The 18,141-nt window shown below is 42.1% G+C and carries 15 protein-coding genes and 1 pseudogene; 10 read left to right on the top strand and 6 right to left on the bottom strand.

Going from position 1 to position 18,141, the window contains the following annotated elements; genetic code table 11:
• Positions 1-98: 98 nt before the first annotated feature.
• Positions 99-1,052: a helix-turn-helix transcriptional regulator gene (locus T458_RS29760; protein ID WP_023554120.1), complete on the bottom strand. Its 954-nt coding sequence runs from the start codon at positions 1,050-1,052 to the stop codon at positions 99-101.
• Between the two features lie 91 nt (positions 1,053-1,143).
• Here T458_RS29760 and T458_RS29755 point away from each other — a divergent pair, with 91 nt between their 5' ends.
• On the top strand, positions 1,144-3,411 hold the full coding sequence (locus T458_RS29755; protein ID WP_023554119.1) for an ATP-binding cassette domain-containing protein: 2,268 nt from the start codon (positions 1,144-1,146) through the stop codon (positions 3,409-3,411).
• A gap of 533 nt (positions 3,412-3,944) precedes the next feature.
• Here the strand turns inward: T458_RS29755 and T458_RS56255 are convergent.
• Entirely contained in the window at positions 3,945-4,154 is a 210-nt protein-coding gene (locus tag T458_RS56255; protein ID WP_246001054.1) for a phospholipase A2 family protein, read from the bottom strand.
• A 322-nt stretch (positions 4,155-4,476) separates the two neighbouring features.
• Between T458_RS56255 and T458_RS56250 the strand changes: the two genes are divergently transcribed.
• From T458_RS56250 to T458_RS29705, 9 genes are all read left to right on the top strand, one after another.
• Positions 4,477-4,560, top strand: a complete 84-nt coding sequence (locus tag T458_RS56250) for a YjcZ family sporulation protein (RefSeq protein ID WP_084567887.1) — start codon at positions 4,477-4,479, stop codon at positions 4,558-4,560.
• 508 nt (positions 4,561-5,068) lie between these two features.
• Complete coding sequence (locus T458_RS29740) at positions 5,069-5,635, top strand: SLOG family protein (RefSeq protein WP_023554115.1); 567 nt, start codon at positions 5,069-5,071, stop codon at positions 5,633-5,635.
• A gap of 1,030 nt (positions 5,636-6,665) precedes the next feature.
• Complete coding sequence (locus tag T458_RS29735; RefSeq protein WP_023554114.1) at positions 6,666-7,340, top strand: TnsA endonuclease N-terminal domain-containing protein; 675 nt, start codon at positions 6,666-6,668, stop codon at positions 7,338-7,340.
• The gene (locus tag T458_RS29730) at positions 7,322-9,268 is read left to right on the top strand and encodes a hypothetical protein (RefSeq protein WP_023554113.1); all 1,947 of its coding nucleotides are present in this window, start codon (positions 7,322-7,324) and stop codon (positions 9,266-9,268) included. The genes T458_RS29735 and T458_RS29730 overlap by 19 nt, the downstream gene beginning before the upstream one ends.
• 16 nt (positions 9,269-9,284) lie before the next feature.
• Positions 9,285-10,253, top strand: a complete 969-nt coding sequence (locus T458_RS29725) for an ATP-binding protein (RefSeq protein WP_023554112.1) — start codon at positions 9,285-9,287, stop codon at positions 10,251-10,253.
• Positions 10,201-11,820, top strand: coding sequence for a TniQ family protein (locus T458_RS29720; RefSeq protein WP_023554111.1), 1,620 nt, complete (start codon positions 10,201-10,203; stop codon positions 11,818-11,820). Before T458_RS29725 ends, T458_RS29720 begins: the two co-directional genes overlap by 53 nt.
• Positions 11,821-12,109: 289 nt before the next feature.
• Entirely contained in the window at positions 12,110-12,646 is a 537-nt protein-coding gene (locus T458_RS29715) for a dihydrofolate reductase family protein (RefSeq protein ID WP_023554110.1), read from the top strand.
• A 186-nt stretch (positions 12,647-12,832) separates the two neighbouring features.
• Positions 12,833-13,054 carry a helix-turn-helix transcriptional regulator gene (locus T458_RS29710; protein WP_023554109.1) on the top strand — a complete coding sequence of 74 codons (222 nt, stop codon included), beginning with the start codon at positions 12,833-12,835 and terminating at the stop codon, positions 13,052-13,054.
• Positions 13,035-13,469: a hypothetical protein gene (locus T458_RS29705; protein ID WP_023554108.1), complete on the top strand. Its 435-nt coding sequence runs from the start codon at positions 13,035-13,037 to the stop codon at positions 13,467-13,469. The genes T458_RS29710 and T458_RS29705 overlap by 20 nt, the downstream gene beginning before the upstream one ends.
• A 302-nt stretch (positions 13,470-13,771) precedes the next feature.
• Here the strand turns inward: T458_RS29705 and T458_RS29700 are convergent, their stop codons facing one another.
• From T458_RS29700 to istA, 4 genes and pseudogenes are all read right to left on the bottom strand, one after another.
• Entirely contained in the window at positions 13,772-14,923 is a 1,152-nt protein-coding gene (locus T458_RS29700; RefSeq protein WP_023554107.1) for a DUF4362 domain-containing protein, read from the bottom strand.
• Positions 14,924-15,118: 195 nt separating this feature from the next.
• Entirely contained in the window at positions 15,119-15,499 is a 381-nt protein-coding gene (locus T458_RS29695; protein ID WP_023554106.1) for a DUF6262 family protein, read from the bottom strand.
• Between the two features lie 797 nt (positions 15,500-16,296).
• Positions 16,297-17,023 (bottom strand): annotated as a pseudogene (gene istB, locus T458_RS58020) (IS21-like element helper ATPase IstB).
• 1 nt (position 17,024) lies between these two features.
• The coding region (gene istA / locus T458_RS29680) for an IS21 family transposase (protein WP_023554104.1) at positions 17,025-18,141 on the bottom strand (1,117 nt) is incomplete at its 5' end.

The raw sequence follows: 18,141 nt of genomic DNA, 5'->3' as shown, positions 1-18,141 counted from the left end.
GGCGATTGGGTTGGATCCATATTTCGGATATTGTGAGATAGGATCACCATTTTGCTGGACGGCTATGTATTCAAAGGGTCTTGGAAGGGGAGGGGGCGTTACATCTCATCCGAAGCGTAATGATGAGCGAGCTCCTGGGCTTGCTTGCGAATACGATCCACCATCTCGCGGGGCTCGATTACTTTGACAGCAGTTCCCAGCTGGAAAAAATAATCGGAGACGAAATCCCAATCCTCTTGGTCAATCACGGTCTCCACGTAGCCTTGTTGTGGGTTGACCATCACGATGTGAGGCTCCAGCCAAGGCTGGCTGCGGCATTGCCTCAAACCTTCCTGCGTTAGCTCTACATAGATGCGAACGGGTTTTTTCGGCGTTTGTGCCGTATAACGGTCTAGCCAATCAGACAGAGGGATTTGCTGAGTGAACGTTTGCTGTGTTCGTTCCATCCAGACAATCCGGTCAGTCCGAAACAATCGGATTTGGTCATAAAACGGATCAAATGCAGGCATGTACCAGAAGCCATCATAGGCGTAGATGCCGACTGGAGCCACTTTTCTCACGGTATTTCCCGACTTCGACACGTATTCGATGGAAAGCAGCTCATGAGCGATGGCTGCTTCCATAATTTCTTTCAAAAATGGGGAGGAAACGCTTCTTTTCTGATTCCAAAAGGCTAAAACCGAATCAAGGCGGTCTACTTTTCTTTTCATATCGTCGGCCAGGCTCGCGTACAGTTTTGCGAAGACGGAACCTATGTGGATGTCAAAGGGAAGCGATTGATAATACTTCAATGCCTGAAAAGCGAAAAAAACAGCAAAAGCTTCCTCCTCGTCAAACATGGTCGGCGGCAGCGTCCGGTTGTTCAGTACCCGGTAACCGCCGCCTCTGCCTGGTTCCGTATAGATCGGAACCCCCATGTCGCCAATATCTGCAAGATACCTGTGCGCAGTCCGTACGGAAATGCCGAATTCATGTGCGACATCCTGCGCGGTAAATCTGCGTTTCGTATTGACATACAGGATCAGGTCAAACAAAAGTTTGGCTTTGTTCATAAGATTCGCTCCTCCGCTTAAAACATGACAGTTACTGACATGTTTTAAGCGTATACTATTTTTTACGAATAGCAAGAGGAGGAGAGGCCCCATGCAAAAAGAGGATGCCATTCGTGTCATCGGTGCGAGGGAAAAAAATCTGAAGGGAATCAATGTAACCATCCCCAAGAAGCGGATTACGGTATTTGCAGGCGTATCGGGTTCCGGCAAATCCGCGATCGTCTTCGATACGATCGCGGCAGAATCGCAGCGGCAATTGAATGAGACGTACTCCAGCTTTATCCGCAATCGGCTTCCGCAGTACGGACAGCCGGAGGTAGATGCCATTGAATGTTTGCCGGCGGTTATCGTCATGAACCAGAAAAGAATTGGAGGCAACGCAAGATCCACGGTCGGGACGGTCACAGATATTTATGCGCTGCTGCGGCTTTTGTTTTCCCGTTTCGGCATTCCTTTCGTCGGTTATGCTGACGTATTTTCCTTTAATAACCCCCAGGGGATGTGTCCGGAATGCGAAGGCTTGGGCAAGTCGAAAGCAGTCAACATCGATCGGCTGATTGACCGGGAGAAATCGCTGAATGAAGGGGCCATTTTGTTCCCAACCTTCAGGCCAGGAGACTTCCGGTGGAAGAGATATGTGAGCACCGGCCTATTCGATAACGACAAGAAATTGAAGGACTATACAGAAGATGAAATGGATACGCTCCTGTATAAAACCGGATTCAAGCCTGCACATCCGACGAAGGATTGGCCGCCGACGTCCCTATATGAAGGTGTAGTTCCGCGTATCAAGCGCACGTTTTTAAACAAGGATTCGAGAGACGCTGCGAGGTACAAGGAAGCGATCGATCACATCATGACCGAGGAAATGTGTCCTTCCTGCCGTGGCGGTCGTTTGAACCCGCAGGTGTTGTCATGCAAAATAAACGGGAAAAACCTCGCCGATTGCGCAGCCATGCAAATCAGCGAGCTGATCGAATTCATTCGTTCGATCCGCGAGCCAGATGCGCAAACTGTTACAGAAGCGATCGCAAAACGTCTTGCCTATTTGCAGGTGGTCGGGCTCGGGTATCTGAGCCTGAATCGCGAAACGTCCAGTCTGTCTGGCGGCGAATCGCAGCGGATCAAGATGGTGCGTCAGCTCGGGAGCAGCTTGAGCGATTTGCTGTATATTTTCGACGAGCCGAGTATCGGCCTTCATCCGCACGATGTCCACACAATCAACCGGCTGCTGATACAGCTACGGGATAAAGGTAACACGGTGTTGGTCGTTGAGCATGACCCTGATGTCATCGCAATTGCCGATCATATCATTGAGATGGGGCCATACGCCGGAACAAGGGGCGGAAACGTCATATTCGAAGGAAGCTTGCAGCAGATGGTGTCCGCCGAGACCTTGACAGCCGTATGCATGAACCGTAAACCCACATTCAAAAGCGAGGTTAGAAAGCCTGCAGGTTGGCTTCCTATCGAGCATGCGGCCCTAAATAATTTGAAGGATGTCAGCATTCGCATTCCTACCGGCGCACTGACGGTCGTGACCGGAGTGGCAGGATCGGGAAAAAGCACCTTGATCCGTCAAGTGCTCCCGAAGTTTTATCCGGACGCGATCCTCATCGATCAAGGAGCAATCGGGGCGTCCAACCGCTCCAATCTGGCCACCTATTTGGATATATTCGACGCCATCAGAAATTTGTTTTCGAGGGAAAACCTCGTGAGTGCTTCCCTGTTCAGCTTCAACTCGCAGGGGGCTTGTCTTCATTGCAAGGGCTTGGGGACCATCTATACTGATTTTGCCTTTATGGATACAGTCGCCAGCATCTGTGAGGCTTGTCAGGGAATGCGTTATACGCAGCAGGTTCTGTCTTATCGCTTTCGCGGAAAAAACATTGGAGACATCTTGGCCATGACCGTTGAAGAAGCGCTCCACTTTTTTCATGAGGATGAAGTAGTATCAGCGCTTACAAGACTGAAAGAGGTAGGCGTCGGTTATTTGTCGTTGGGGCAGCCGCTTAGTACTTTATCAGGAGGCGAGCTGCAGCGGATCAAGCTGGCAGCGGAGCTGGAGGGCAACGGAACCCTTTATGTGCTGGACGAGCCGACCACCGGGCTTCACATGTCAGATGTAGAGGTGCTAATCCGCCTGATGAATCGGCTCGTTGATAGAGGCTCTACCGTGATCGTAATCGAGCATAATCTGCAAGTGATCTGTCAAGCCGACTGGATGATCGATCTCGGACCTGGAGCGGGAGACGAAGGGGGCAAAGTCATGTTTGAAGGCATACCGAAAGAAAGTATTCATTGCGTTTCCTCGTTAACGGGTAAGTATGTTAGGCAAGCCGTCCTTGGAGTAAAGTAGAAGGCCAATGCAGCCCAAAATACCAACTTCTGACCCGACGACATCGTCCCGCAGGCATGCTTCACCATGTGCAGGTGACGATTTCGAAAAAAACAAACCCATTTCCTTTTTCATGGAGATGCGCCGTTCCGGCAAGATGTTCTTTTATCATAGAGTAATGGGACACCGCTCAGGAAAGCGAGGAGAAGGAGTATGGCCAGAAGGAGAAGAGAAGTACCGGTTCAAAACACTCCGGAATTTCAAGCGTGGCTGAGAAGCAAGAAAGTAGGTAGACGAGAGCGTAAAGATCCGGAAGCTTTGCGCGCACATTATCAGGAATGGCACAATCTAAACAGGCAGAGGAGAAGACGAAGCCCCTTGCTGAACTTCAAAATGCCGTCCCTGGGGAGCATTGATTTGAATCAGTTGGGAAACGGCATAAAAACAGCACAGGATATTTTCGGTGCATGGCAAAACATAAGAGGAATGTGGGACATTATAAAAAAATAGATGTAAAAAAGGAGTCAAGAGCTATATACGCTCTTGACTCCTTTTTATCTACACCAGCTCTTTTTATAAAATGAGTACATCTTTGCCGCTTTTCTGCCTTTCGCAGTGGATCGATCTCTTTGATTTTCTAAGCATTTCAAAAATCGTTGGTCACACTTGCAGGAAAAATACCCATGACGTTCATAGCAGAAGTCATGTTTCTGGCAACAGCGGTCCACGTCATCGATAGGCGCACCTGGACCACTGCAGCCCATGCCGCACCAATTCCCGTAGAAGCAGGGAAAGCCACGAGTCGAACCAAAGAGATTTTTTTTTCGTCTGGATGCCATGTTGGAACATCTCCCATGTAAGAATGCGGTTCAATCCTGACGATTCATTGATTGCTGTAACGCTTCGCATACAGTATATTTTCGAACGGATCATATTGCGCGGGCTGTTCACTCAGGGCAGATCACTGTTTCGCGTTTCAAGCGATAAGATGAATACGGCGTTCATTTATTTTATCTACAGGCAGACATTCATCCAAACATTACGAGAGCCGTCTACATATGTTGAAATACAGAAGGAGGGAGTTCAATGAGTGGTTTCTTCGGAGATAACTTCGCTATGATCCTGGTTCTGTTCGTTTTGCTCGTAATCGTTGGATGTGATTGTGACTAATTTGAAAAAGATCTGTTCCAAATGCCGCAAATGGCAGTGGGACGGATCTTTTTTCATATGTGAGACAAATTCGATGAAAGGTCCGATCAGCAGCGTTAACGGACCTTTCATCGTTATGGTGCAAAAACGATGCAAAGGTGCTTTTCCCATAGGCAATATATGTATGGGCTTGCTTTTCCTTTCGGTCATTACCTTTTTGTATGCTCCGTTTTATGCCCTTCTTCTGCAAATCGGCCTCCACTCGAAGATCATCCGGTCACTTGGAGGCACACTATTCTTTATCGTTTGCATCATTTTGTACATGTTCTTCCGTTTTCGGAATAAGACAGGGGAGCGTTAACGGGTTGGTGTTTCCTATGAACCTGCGGCTGGTTAAGCCATACTCAACGAATTCTATTTTGTGATAATATATGGCAAGACAAATATGAGATGAAACACAAATGACGAGATAGCTAGGGAAAAGATATCTATTTTCTGCTGGAGCTACTTTAAACGTAGAGGTGGCATGATGGTAAAACGTTTATTTGTTTCAGGATACAAGGCACACGAGCTTGGCATATTTAATGAAAAAAATCCTGGGTTAGCAATTATTAAGAAAGCACTGAAGCGTGAACTCGTAAGATTCCTAGAGGAAGAATTGGAATGGGTCATCATCTCAGGTCAGCTCGGGGTAGAAATGTGGGCAGCCGAAACTGTGCTGGAATTAAAAAAGGAGTATCCACATCTAAAATTGGCAGTAATTACCCCGTTTTTGAATCAAGAGGAAAAGTGGAAAGAAGAGACCCAGGATTACTACCGAAATATTGTGATGCATGCCGACTATATGAATAGTGTCTATCAAACACCTTACCAGGGAGTTTGGCAGTTTGTAGAGAAAGATAAATTCTTGCTATCCAATTCAGACGGCATCTTGTTAGTTTACGATGAAGAAAACGAAGGCTCGCCGAAATTTTTAAGTAAGCTCGCCGCAAAAAAAGCGGATACTGACGATTATCGGTTATTTCGCATTACCGCATACGACTTACAGACCATTGCAGAGGAACAGCAGCAAGAATTATACAATGACTATTTCTAATGAAAGAGAACTGATGAGACCATCCTGCGATTATGGGGTCATAGTTCCTATAATGAAGGGTTAAAAGAAAGGGCAGGGGAAATGTAAAAAGGTTGACTTCAACCTAAAAACACGAAGACGTGGTGGACCTTGGATCATGTGACTTGAGATATGACGAAATAGGCGAAAGGTAGTGTGCAAGTACGAAATAAAAGTTTCAACTATGATACTTGAATTCAGTTCATGAAAACGCCATTTCATGAACTGAAACAAATATGAATCTTAGAAGAGGAACAGACACTTTAGAGTGGATCTCACGATAAATCACTCTTAAAGAATAGCGCTTTGGTGTAACTCTACCTACATATGTATATCTGCTTGGACATATGATTTTGCATGAGGCTATAAATATAATTTGTTAGTACCGCCTGAAAATTGGACTTATCAGGGTTCCGTATGCTATGACATAACGTTACGATACTTATTTGTGTCACAGATAACATAAGAGGCATTAGAATATATGTTTGAGTCACTTTGGTATACATGTTTGCGTCACTTGACAACAACACGTGTCTGGCGACACAAACATACTACCAAACGGCAAGTTTGAAAACCCTTATTTCAAGGGTTTTTTGTTTTTTAGCAGTATGTTTGTGTCGTAGTTTTGTACGACACAAACATACTACCATAAACGAAAATCGACGCAAACATACTACTATAACATGAGAATCCAATTACGCTGTCCAGCGATCAATAATCTAAATTACCATACATCCGTTAATAAAAAAGGACTTCTTGTTTCAAGGAAAAGTCGAAAGATGTAGCAGACTACGTGATTTTATTGCAAAAACTGCCTTATTATTAGAACCTTTGTCGATACCATTGAACTGACAGTCGGTTTTTAATATTTTAACAGCATATACCTCAAATTTCATCGAAATATAAATTTACTAAATACTTCAATCGTTAAGACTTAATTCGGGATATTCATCTAATACTATGTAAGAGAATCACTATGCATTCTTAGAATTCTTTCAAAAGGGTGGTATATATGTATAAACCTATCCAAAGCAAAGGGAGAGGCCATTACGGCAATAATTTATGGGATGCGTATAGCCCAAAACTAAATCGAATGGTTCGACTATATAGTGACTTGGAGAGAGATCATTGGGTTTTAATCGAGACCAATCCCAATGTTAGAACATTTTGCGAGCAACCTTTAAAAGTATCAGTCCCAGTTGAAGGAAGAATTGTGTCCACCATTTTTGATATGTGGGTTCAATGGACAAACGAGACAGAAAGTTTTATTGAGATAAAATACAGTAATTCATTTCACCAATCACATCCAAATTATGAAGATGTCCGTGTCCAAACTACTGCTCAAAAAGTGTGGTGTTTGGAAAACAAATACGAGTATATTATTCGCACTGAAGAAGAAATTCGTAAAAATACTTTACTTATTTCCAATATGAAACGCATTTTGTCATTCATTAGAAATCGCTCAAATCCCGTTGAAACTGATTGCTTTCAAATAATGCGGAGTATTCAGCAACATGGAAAGATAAGTGCCCAACAACTTGAAATAATGCTTCCAAATATTTCACAGTCTCGGATTTACGAAGCATTGAGCTGGTTATTTTATCGTTCGGAAATACAAGCAAACTTTGAAGGAGATGAGTTTGGGCCAAAAATGGAGGTATCAAGAACATGCCAAGAAGAAAGATGATTGAAAGACCTAGTGCTGACATTGACATTTCAAAATGGCCAATTGTAAACATCGAATCTCTTTCTGAAAATGAACAGGTGAAATTTCAAAAAAGAAAAGAAGCAGTTAATTTATATATTAACGACAAGGCGACATTAGAACAGATAAAGCAATTGACTGGCATAGCTCCAATTGATGTTCGTCGTTTTACCTCTCGTTGCCTTCTGTATGACGAAAATGGAAATCTATTCGGTTACCGTGCTCTTATTCCCCAAGTTAAAATTAAACCCTACAAAAGAATCCTTCCTTTACCTAATATGGATGAATCCAAATCTATTTTCACTGGAGCTTTTACGAAGCTCCTTAACGAATATCCAACGATCAAAGAGGCGATAGACGACTTATATCTGAAGCGAAATAAGCGTAAGGTACACGAGCCTCGCATCAGGATAAAAGATCTGCATAGAAAGTTTTTACATGCGTGCAAAGCTGCTGGCATTGCAGAAACAGAGTATCCTTTCAATACAGTCTCAATGGGAAAGAGAGCATTAGAAAGATATATAAAAACTCTACATAATCAACATTTTAATGAGGCTTCAGCAAAACGTTTTGGAGAAGAAGCCGGAAGGAGGGCAAGAAATTCATTACATTTTAATCCTGACAAAAGAATCATTACACGACCGTTTGAACAAGTTCAATTCGACGGTCACAGGATTGATGCTATATTCACGATTACGTTTACGACCCCATCAGGAAACGTCGTTACAGATGTAATCGATAGACCTTGGCTGTTAACTGTAATTGATGTAGCAACACGCGTTATACTAGGGTACCACTTATGTTTAAAACCGGAATATGATCGAAGTGATGTATTAATATGCTCGAGGAACGCAGTAGTCCCTTGGAAACGGAAAGAATTGACTATAGATGGTTTAACTTATCCAGAAGGAATTGGTTTTGCATCGGAAGTTATACCTGCTACAAAATGGGCGCTCTGGGATGAAATTCTATTTGATAATGCCAAATCCCATTTAGCAAATATGGTAAAAGATCGTCTGAAAAATGTAATTAAATGTGATGTAAATTTAGGACCTGTAAAAATGCCAGAAAGGCGGGGTTTAATCGAAAGGTTCTACGGGTTATTGGAAACTAATGGATACCAGCGTTTGCCAAACACAACAGGAAACAATCCAAAAGATATTAGGAGAAATAAACCTGAGGTAGCTGCTAAAAAATACAACATCTCGATTGGGGACCTTGAAGAACTTACCGAAATATTAATAGCAACATATAACCTTTCACCACATTCCGGTGTAGATTACCTTTCTCCCTTACAATCAATGGAACAAAAAATATCTCGTGGAGAGGTGCTACGGATTATGCCAATCGAAGAACAAAGCGAAATTTCATTTTTAACACTAGAAGCTAAGAGAAATGTAGTTGGTAACGCTAAGTATGGAAAAAGGCCTCATATCGAATACGAAGGAGTAACTTATCACAACGAGATATTATCCAGGTCCCCTGATCTTGTAGGAACGAAACTCACTATTTTTGTCAACATTGAGGATTTAAGGTTCGTTCGCGCATTTCTTCCTTGTGGTAGTGAATTAGGAATTCTAACTGCAAAAGGGAAATGGGGTGTCACCCCCCATAGTTTAAAAACACGAAAAGCGATCAATCAACTTAAACGAGAAAAAGTAATCACCATAATGAGTATGGATGATCCAATTGATATTTTTCTAAGATATCTTGAAAAACGTGGAGTTAATGACAAACGATCTAGAACAAAACTTGGACATTTACAGTACCAAAACAAGGAACATGCCCTTAAACAAGAAAACGTTCCTGCAGAGCCGAGCGTCATTGTGTCGGATTTGGACAAGCAATTAGAACAAAATGGAGGTCCAGAACAGATAACCAGAAAATTAAGAAGAACTATTGTTTACTAATTTGGAGGTAAAAGGAATGATAATCAGGCCGAATGTGCCTACTGGGTTACATCCAATTGAAACTGGTACCTACTTAGTGGCAACTCATAAAATTGATTCAATGTTTGAAGTCATTCAACAATGGTACGACGAAAGAGCTACCGGCGGGATCATTTTCGGAAGACCTCGTCTCGGGAAGAGTAGAGCAATAAAGTACATTATCCAAACCCTCCCTTTATTTTTGGAAAGAGAGGTTCCGATATTTCATATTTGTTGTAAACAGTACAAACAGCCGAATCCAGGTGAGTTCTTCGAAGATTTATTACGTGGTGTCGGACACGCTTTTGCCTCGAGTGGAAAACCTAGTGCTAAAAGGGATCGTTTGACAAAATTTTTAATAGAACGTGCTGAATCAACAATTTTTAGACGGATCATTATGTTTATTGATGATGCCCAACTTCTTCACGAACTACATTATGGCTGGTTAATGGATATCTATAATGAGTTAGATCGTATCGGCATTACTTTAACGGTCATTTTAGTCGGCCAGGAAGAGTTAGAGTTTCAAAGATCTGCTTTTCTAGCCTCGAAAAAAACACAAATTGTTGGTCGCTTTATGGTCAAGCAACATAAATTTTCAGGTATTGAATCTGTCGAAGAACTTCGTGTTTGCTTAACAGGCTATGATGAAGACTGTGAATATCCCATGGGAAGTGGTTGGTCATTTACCAGATACTTTTTTCCAGAGGCATTTGCAGAAGGTTATAAACTAAGTCAGTGCACAGACGATTTGATTGAATTGTATGAAGAAAAGAGAAAAAATGCAGGGATCAAAACATCTTTTGAAATACCAATGCAGTATGTTACAGCAACAATAGAGTACGCTTTTAAAAAATTTGGGGCAAACGGAAAAGGTGTCGAATGCTTAAATAAGTCACATTGGAGTGAGGCTATTGATAAATCCGGTTATATTGACTCCGAAATATATTACGAAATCGCCTTATGATCAACTTACTAAGGAAAATATCTTTACATGGAGGTCTGAATGGGTTGCCCCATTTGAATCTCCCTGGTCCATTATCGAAAAGTTCAAATTCGCAAATGAAATGAGTTCTAAGCAATTTCTCAAAGAATTCGGAATTGAGCATGTAAAAAGTTTAAAAGCAAATATTGGTACCTGTCACCGAGATCTGACCGTAATGCAGGGATTAGATGATATCCTCATTCAAAAGACGTTTCAGTTATCTATAAAAAAACATAATGACTACTTAATTCAGAAAATGATTGGTTATTTGCCATACGGAGGGAACAAACTATCTCCTATAAGGTATCTTCGTAAACAATTAGTACTTTGTCCTGCCTGTGTGAGTAACGGATTTCATAGCCTCTTACATCAATTCTCACTCATTCATGCATGTCCTTATCACAAGATTCCGTTAATGAAGAGCTGCCCTAAGTGTGGGGATGGATATCCGTATGAATTATCCGATAAAACAATGGTTCGTCCATTCACTTGTCACTGTGGAAATGAATATTTCAAAGTTGGTCAAAAAGAACTGTATTACTCAAAATGGGGGAAAAACATAACGTATAACCTGTCATGTGAAAAGGTAAGACGCTGGTTTGCACTTACTAATCAATCAGCACTCAAATTCACCAACATTTTCTTTTTTACGGAACAGCCTTTGGATCAAACTAATGGACTGTTGGACTACCTACTCACAATTGCATGTCCCAATCTTCATTCCAGTAGAGATGAAAAACATTTCTCTGTTAAAACGAGCAAGTTTATTCTATCGATTAAAGGTCATGAAGAAAAACTTGAACATCGGAAATATTCCCAGCATTCATTACCACATCGTAGCGAATATGCCAAACTGGAGAGAAGGTTCCAAACTTTTCAACGCGAGCTTTATAAAGGATTTACTCAAACAATTAAAGCTGTAGCTCGGCATTTGCGGAAAAAGGTTCTCCCAAGACATAAAACATGCATCAGAAGATTTGTACAATATGGAGTTGAAGATTGCAAATGCCCATACGCATATGCTTATGTTTTCTGGCGTCAATTTGTTCACCAATTTCCTTTTTATTTTTATGTTGATAATAAGCATAGTCCACACCGTCACTATAAGAATCGTATTGAGTTCCCTAATGACATGGATTCTGGGTACTTGTATAAGCTATATAATGCTTGGGAAAGCAACTTTGACGATATTACCTTAACAAGTCTTGCTGCAACCAAATGGGTCTTGAATAGAAATATGGTTCATTTGTTACTCAGCCATTTTAACGATTGGTTAAGAGTTTCTATGTATTATGTAGAGAATAAAAGAGCTCCAAAATCAGAACCCTTTCACTATGAGAACTTGCCATATTTTATCAACATTATATCTACTTATACCGATCAGCCTTTAGAATTTCATTGGTGGAAAAGAGAAGAACATTCACTTTCACATCTCCTTTTACAGCTTGAATGTCCGTATTCCACAGTGAAGCAAAGAAGAAAGCCCCCGTACGATCCTGAAAAACGTACGATTGGTTGGTTAACCTTTATGGGGAAATTCAATAATTAAAGCCGGTGTCCAGAGATAATAAAGTTTTAGACTAAATAATATAGTATTAGACTGAATAATAAAGTTGTAGACTGGCAGTTGAGTTAAGCTAACGGGCAGAATTGTTTCATTTACCATCCTTCGTAAATTTAAATTTGTATTCGGTCAGGTCAGGACTGTGCACATTAGCAATCCATGAGAAACCGGACATGCTGTTGGATGATAAAATGTAGACATAAAGGAAGCTGCATATGGAACGTGTAATCTTGATGATGAATGTGCGAGAAAACCAGGGAGGAGAGTCAGTCGCATGGCAAAGATCGTTTTCGCATTGAACCAGTCTCTGGACGGATTCGTCGACCACGACCACCCGGCATTTCAGCCCGACCCCGTGCTATTCCGTCATTTCATCGACGACGTGCGCGGCCTGGCGGGCAGCCTGTACGGGCGCCGCATGTACGAGACCATGCGGTATTGGGACGGAGACCATTTTGAATGGGATGCGCCGGAACGGGAATACGCAGCGGCGTGGCAAAGCAAACCGAAGTGGGTGGTGTCGAGGACGTTAAAGTCCGTCGGTCCGAACGCTTCTCTGATCGAGGGCGACCTCGCAGCGGCCATACGTGGGCTGAAGGCTCAGCATGAAGGGGAGATTGAAGTTGCCGGGCCGGAGTTGGCCCACAGTCTAACGGAGCTCGGTCTCGTTGATGAGTATCGACTCTATCTCCATCCAGTCGTGCTGGGTCACGGCAAGCCGTTCTTCGCCGGTCCGCGGCCGCCGCTGCGCCTCGTGGCAAGCGATCGAATTGGCGAGAAGGTGATCAGGTTGACCTACGTTCCAGCTTAGTTGTGCGGTTGATAATCGTTCCTTATTCCATTAAAGGGCCATTTTGTTGCATAAAAAGGAATCCATTTTGATCTTTTCAAGATGGGTTCCTTTTTGTCTATCGCTAAATATTGATCTGTGAATTGAACGTAACATATAATTTACATATTGTAATTTATATGTTACATTGTAATTGGAGGATATGCTATGAAAAATAACGTAAAGCTTGCCCGTATAAAAGCGGAGTTAACACAGCAGGAGCTTGCCGATGCGGTGGGCATTACCCGGCAGACGGTCAGTCTGATCGAAAAAGGAAAATATAATCCATCATTAAAATTGTGCCTACAAGTTTGTTATGCAGTGAATGCCACGTTAGATGAGATTTTTTGGATAAGCAGGGGGGATTTTGATGAAAAAAATCAAGGATGAACGATTGATAGCGCAGAATTTACAAAACACAAGAATAGCCTATATCGTACAAACAATAGGTATTTTTGGTATTCTTGGCTATGAATTTTTCAAAAATGGAATGGAGGGAATGACGAAAAATCCTCTATGGTTGGTCTTTATGTTGACCGCAATCGTTTACAATTACTTAAACATGAGTGTAAGCGTTGAGAACGAAAAAAGGCCAAAAAAGCCAGTCAAGTCGTTTATTATTAGTTTTGTTGTAGTTACAATTATTGCTGTTGCTTTTGGAGTACTCACATCAATTACCCCAAATTTTAATTGGAGCGATGGACTGCTAATAGGGGGTACTATATTTGTCAGTGGGATTATCCCTATTTCATACATTTATCGACTTAGAATAAAACAACAAAAAGATATGGAAGAGGATGAGTAATATTAAATTAAGCAATCGGGCGCTTTAACGGAGCAACGAAAAAAGCCTAATTTCTCAAATATAAATGTTGAGAAATTGGACTTTTTAATATGGGAATTTCCTTAACGTTGTAAATTTAACGTTATCTTAACTTTGATGTGAGAACTATTGGAGTATCAATGTTCTCACATCATTTACATGTATTCAATGTCAATACTGGTTTTTAAAAAATTTGATCATTAATGGTTTCTTGTTAAATTAAAGTATCCTATGACGAAATAAAATTGTAACTTTTAAACTACACGGAAAACATCACAAGGAAATCAGCGTGATTCTATTTCATTTGAAAACACTAGTTTCTTAATATCCTTTACTTTGGCTCTCCCTGGCTTTGAACCTCTTATGCTTCCTTCTATGGTTGCTTGGATTTTATCGCCTGGATTGAACTCCTTTGTATTAACACCTTCTAGGATGGTAAAGTCAAAGATATAGGCATCTAGGTCCATCTGTTGTATTTCATCTTTGAGCCATTCATAATCTATCATGTTTAGGCCTTCCCCAATTAACAGTGTGTCGTCCTTCACTTGAAGTACATAACCTTGAACCGTGACCTCAGACTTTTCAGTTTGCTTCTTTTCGGATTGCTTGATGATATATTCTGCTATCTCAGTAAATTTCAGGCCTTCGAGGCTTTGATCACACTCAGACCAACGAAATTCACGCTGTCCCCCGTTAATGTATACCTTTAGATAATAATTCATGGATTCCTTAGACGCACATGTAGTTTCTAAATCTTTTTCAGCTAGGTAATTCGCAAACACTAATCTTTTATACACCTCTTGCTTCACACTTGCTGCCACGACAGAATCACCTTTTACGTTTGTTTCGATTGTACTATTTTCTTTTTCCGTCGTGATTGGTTTTGTAATAACTTCGTTTTCCAGATTTACTCCGTATTTCAGCTCAAACTCAAATAGATCCTGTTGATTCATGTTATAGCTAATTTTTAAGATCTCTTCTTTCCCGAAATGTCCACTGTTACAGTCGACCGCGATATAGGAGGTGTTGGTGGGGTTTACTTCCTCGATCATATTGCTACAGCTATTGGTTCTTATTTCCCCACTGCCATACTTGTCTCGGGTGGTATCATCTTTCACCTTAAGCAATTTGCCGTTATATGTTAGATCAGTAATCATTGGATCTCCTTCAGTCGTGTAGTGGACAATTCGTAAATCAGAGGGAACACCATTCCGCATATTGTCATAGAAACTATGCATTCTTTCCAATCCTTCAATGCTTCCATGAGTATTCAGAACATCTACATTTTCTACCCCCTGTACGTACGGTTTGGTGCTATCTGCTGACTGAGGTCCACTGTCGGCATTTGTTCTATTTGTTTCATTATCGTTCGTGTTGCAGGCAGCTAGAATGAAAATTAACATGATTAAGAGATTTATTTGTGTCATTTTCTTCATCAGTTTCTCACGTCCATTCTTGAGATTTGTACATAAAGTCATAAAAGGAATAACCAACTAACATCGTTGTTTGTTTTTTTATTTGGAAATAGATACACTCCTTATTAAATAGACGTTTGTATAAAAAAAGGTCGCAATAAGTTATTCAACATTACTGTCTCGTTACAATAAGTGAATTCAAAACACAATAGACTCTCAGAATTTATCATAAACCATTCCACGCAATTTCAATAATTCATCCCTTAGACGTTTATTTTCTTCTTCAAGTTTTTTAATTCGGTTATTTTTGGCTGCGATAAGCGCATCTTTACTGGCATCTGTCATATTACGTTTTATGGTTTGCGGTGAATTAAGACCTTCTTGCTGCTTTCGTAATCCTTCTATTCGGTTCCGTATTTCTTGATTGTTATAGAGAAAAGCCTTAGATACACCTGACTCCATCGCAACCTGATTAAAATTAATTTTAGCCTTCGTTTTGATAAGACGTTGTATAGCTTGATCAACCTTTTGAGCCGTCTCTAGGCTTTTCATTTGGGCATGTTTTTTAACGCCTTTAACTTTGTTATCACTGAACAACTGGAGAATTCAATTATGCGAGTAATATTTTCTAGGTATACTTGTGAATTCTAGAAATAAATGTCGCTATGTTATTGTTAATTAAGATCGTTCTAACAAATATCAAAAACCGGTTCTCACCCTGACAACGGTGCAACCGGTTTTTTGTTTGGAATTACGTAATCTTGATAATTAGCACGCCGAATACGTATCTATCCGGAGAACCAATCAATATGTAGGTTATACAGTAGCCGGTTCATTCTGTTTCAAATTCTGGATTACTTTTTCAAATTGTTTTCTTCTTTCTAATACCCCATGTAATCTCGACTCGTAGAAATAAATGATCTTTTGAAATTCGAGGGGGCTTCGGGGCAAAAAATATCCTTTTCCGATATTTGCTACGCATTCTAGATCGGAGTAACGGGAGCAGATAGTATTGATTTCTCTTCGAAGGGCTTCCTTCTCGCGTTGTGTGAGTTGGAATCCCAGATGAGAAGCAATACGCTCCAGACTCCACGGATCACTTTCGTAACTGTTTCGCAATAGGTTGGCCAACTTGTACCGTTGAAGATCGTTAAGCAAGGCTATCAACCTCCTTCTTTTACTTATCATTCTGTTCAAGATAGGAAGAATATATACAGGAAGATTGTAACAATTTCAAAAATAGGTCTCTGCATTGATACCATATCGGCTGGGGTCGTGCTGCAGGTGGAAAGACGGCTCACCGCTAGGGGCAGGTATTGTGGGGTGTGTTTTGCAAGTAGAAAATGCCTAGTTTTGCAGCCGAAATTGCCTAAGCACTTGCCAGCGGTTTGAAACTAAACAGGAATCCTATCCATTGCTTGCTTGAAGCGGAAACTCTCACCTGTGAATGAGAGGATATGAGCGTGGTGTACCAGGCGATCAACGAGCGCCGACGTGAGCTTTGTGTCTCCAAACACTGATGTCCATTGACCGAACTCTAGGTTGGATGTAACGATCACACTCTGTTGCTCATAGCAATCCGCAATCACGTTAAACAATAACTCAGACCCGGTTTGGCTGAACGGTACGTAGCCGACTTCATCAAGAATGAGTAAATCTGTCTTCTTCAATTTCTCGCGAAATCGACTGAGTGTACCCGCCGCAAATTTTTCCTGAAGCACAGAAACCAAATCGGAAGCCCGGTAGAACTGCACCGCCTTGCCCCGGCGGCAAGCCTCCACACCAAGTGCCGTTGCCATATGAGTTTTCCCTGTGCCTACGGCACCCATTGAGAGTAGATTTTCTTTTCGTTCGAGCCAATCCAATTCCCGAAAGCAGCTCCGGACTACTACCATTAGGGAAAGAGATATGGTCATACACATACCCCTCGAAAGTCTTAATATGTGGGAACCCCGCCTGCTGAACAAGTTTACCCAACTTGGCACGGCGGCGGCCGTCCAGTTCCGCAACAAGGATTTGCTCCACATTGCTACGAATCTGCTCATTCTGCTGAGCGGATACGTAGTCCACGACATGCGCCAATCGGAGTTGTCGGCACAAATCTCCCAATGCCGTCGGCATCTCAATTCACCCCCACAAGTTGATCATAGCGTTGGAGGGAACTTTCTACGCGAGTTCCCGGAGGGGACAACGTCTCTTCCCACGTGACAGGAAGATCGCGACTTCCGTATTTTACACCTAACACAGCCGTGATACGTGTAACCGGTGTGTTTTGACCTAGTAGAGCAATTATTTCCTGAATCTGTTCGATTGTGTAAATGTCACACCAGTGCGCCAATGCCTGAAGACGACCTTTTCGCTCTGTCAGATCCTTCACAGTTACATACTCTTGCAAGATCTCTGGTAGCATACGGAGAAACTGCGAGTGTGTCACACTACGTGGTTTTTTTAGCCATCCATTGCATATTAGTGACCACGGAATATCCATACTTCGTCCCGTATAAGGTCTGGATACTTCCCGGATTAACTGGTGTTGGCCGTTTAGAATGACGAGACGATCCCAAAACGTTTGGATCAGTACCTCGCTGCCTGGAGTTGACATCCCCAGCAACGGAACCGTCATTTCATCCATCCGAATCTCTCCATACTTATTCACCACTGCAGCACCCAAGCGAAAAGCCTCAAATCCTTGCTCTGGTAGGGTAAGCAATTTACGACGATCATCCTCCCACAGATCTGCGATGCAACGATTTAGAGCATAATGCTGACGATCACGATCTCGTTTTGCTTGCTCGGCGAAGTAGGAGGCTAACTGTTCATGATCTTCATAGATGGGAATCGGCACAGCCCAATTGCGCTTGGAGTACCCACATTTGTTCTCGACGTGCCCCTTCTCATGACCGCTGTATGGGTTGCAAAAGACAGCTTCAAACCGGTAGTGAGCGCAAAATCGTTGGAAGCCTTCCGTTAATTGCCGTTCGCCCTGCTTCTCAATATGAACGACGGCAGCGGAAAGATTGTCAAACCAGATTCTCTGAGGAACTCCTCCCATTTGTTCAAAGCACTGCTTCATTGCCTCCAAAAAGCATTCCTGATTCTCCGCCGGTGTCGGATAAACGAAGGCGGCATTACTGTACGGAAAAGACATGACGAGCAGTTTGTATGTGAGTAATCGATGATCTTGGCATACCTCAATGGTTGTAAAGTCCACCTGTGCCTCACCCGGTGGATGTTCTAGC

Origin of the sequence: Brevibacillus panacihumi W25 (assembly GCF_000503775.1) — a bacterium.
GTDB classification, from domain to species: Bacteria; Bacillota; Bacilli; order Brevibacillales; family Brevibacillaceae; genus Brevibacillus; species Brevibacillus panacihumi_A.
Note: the sequence above shows the minus strand (reverse complement) of the source record. Positions and strands in the feature narration are given on the sequence as shown.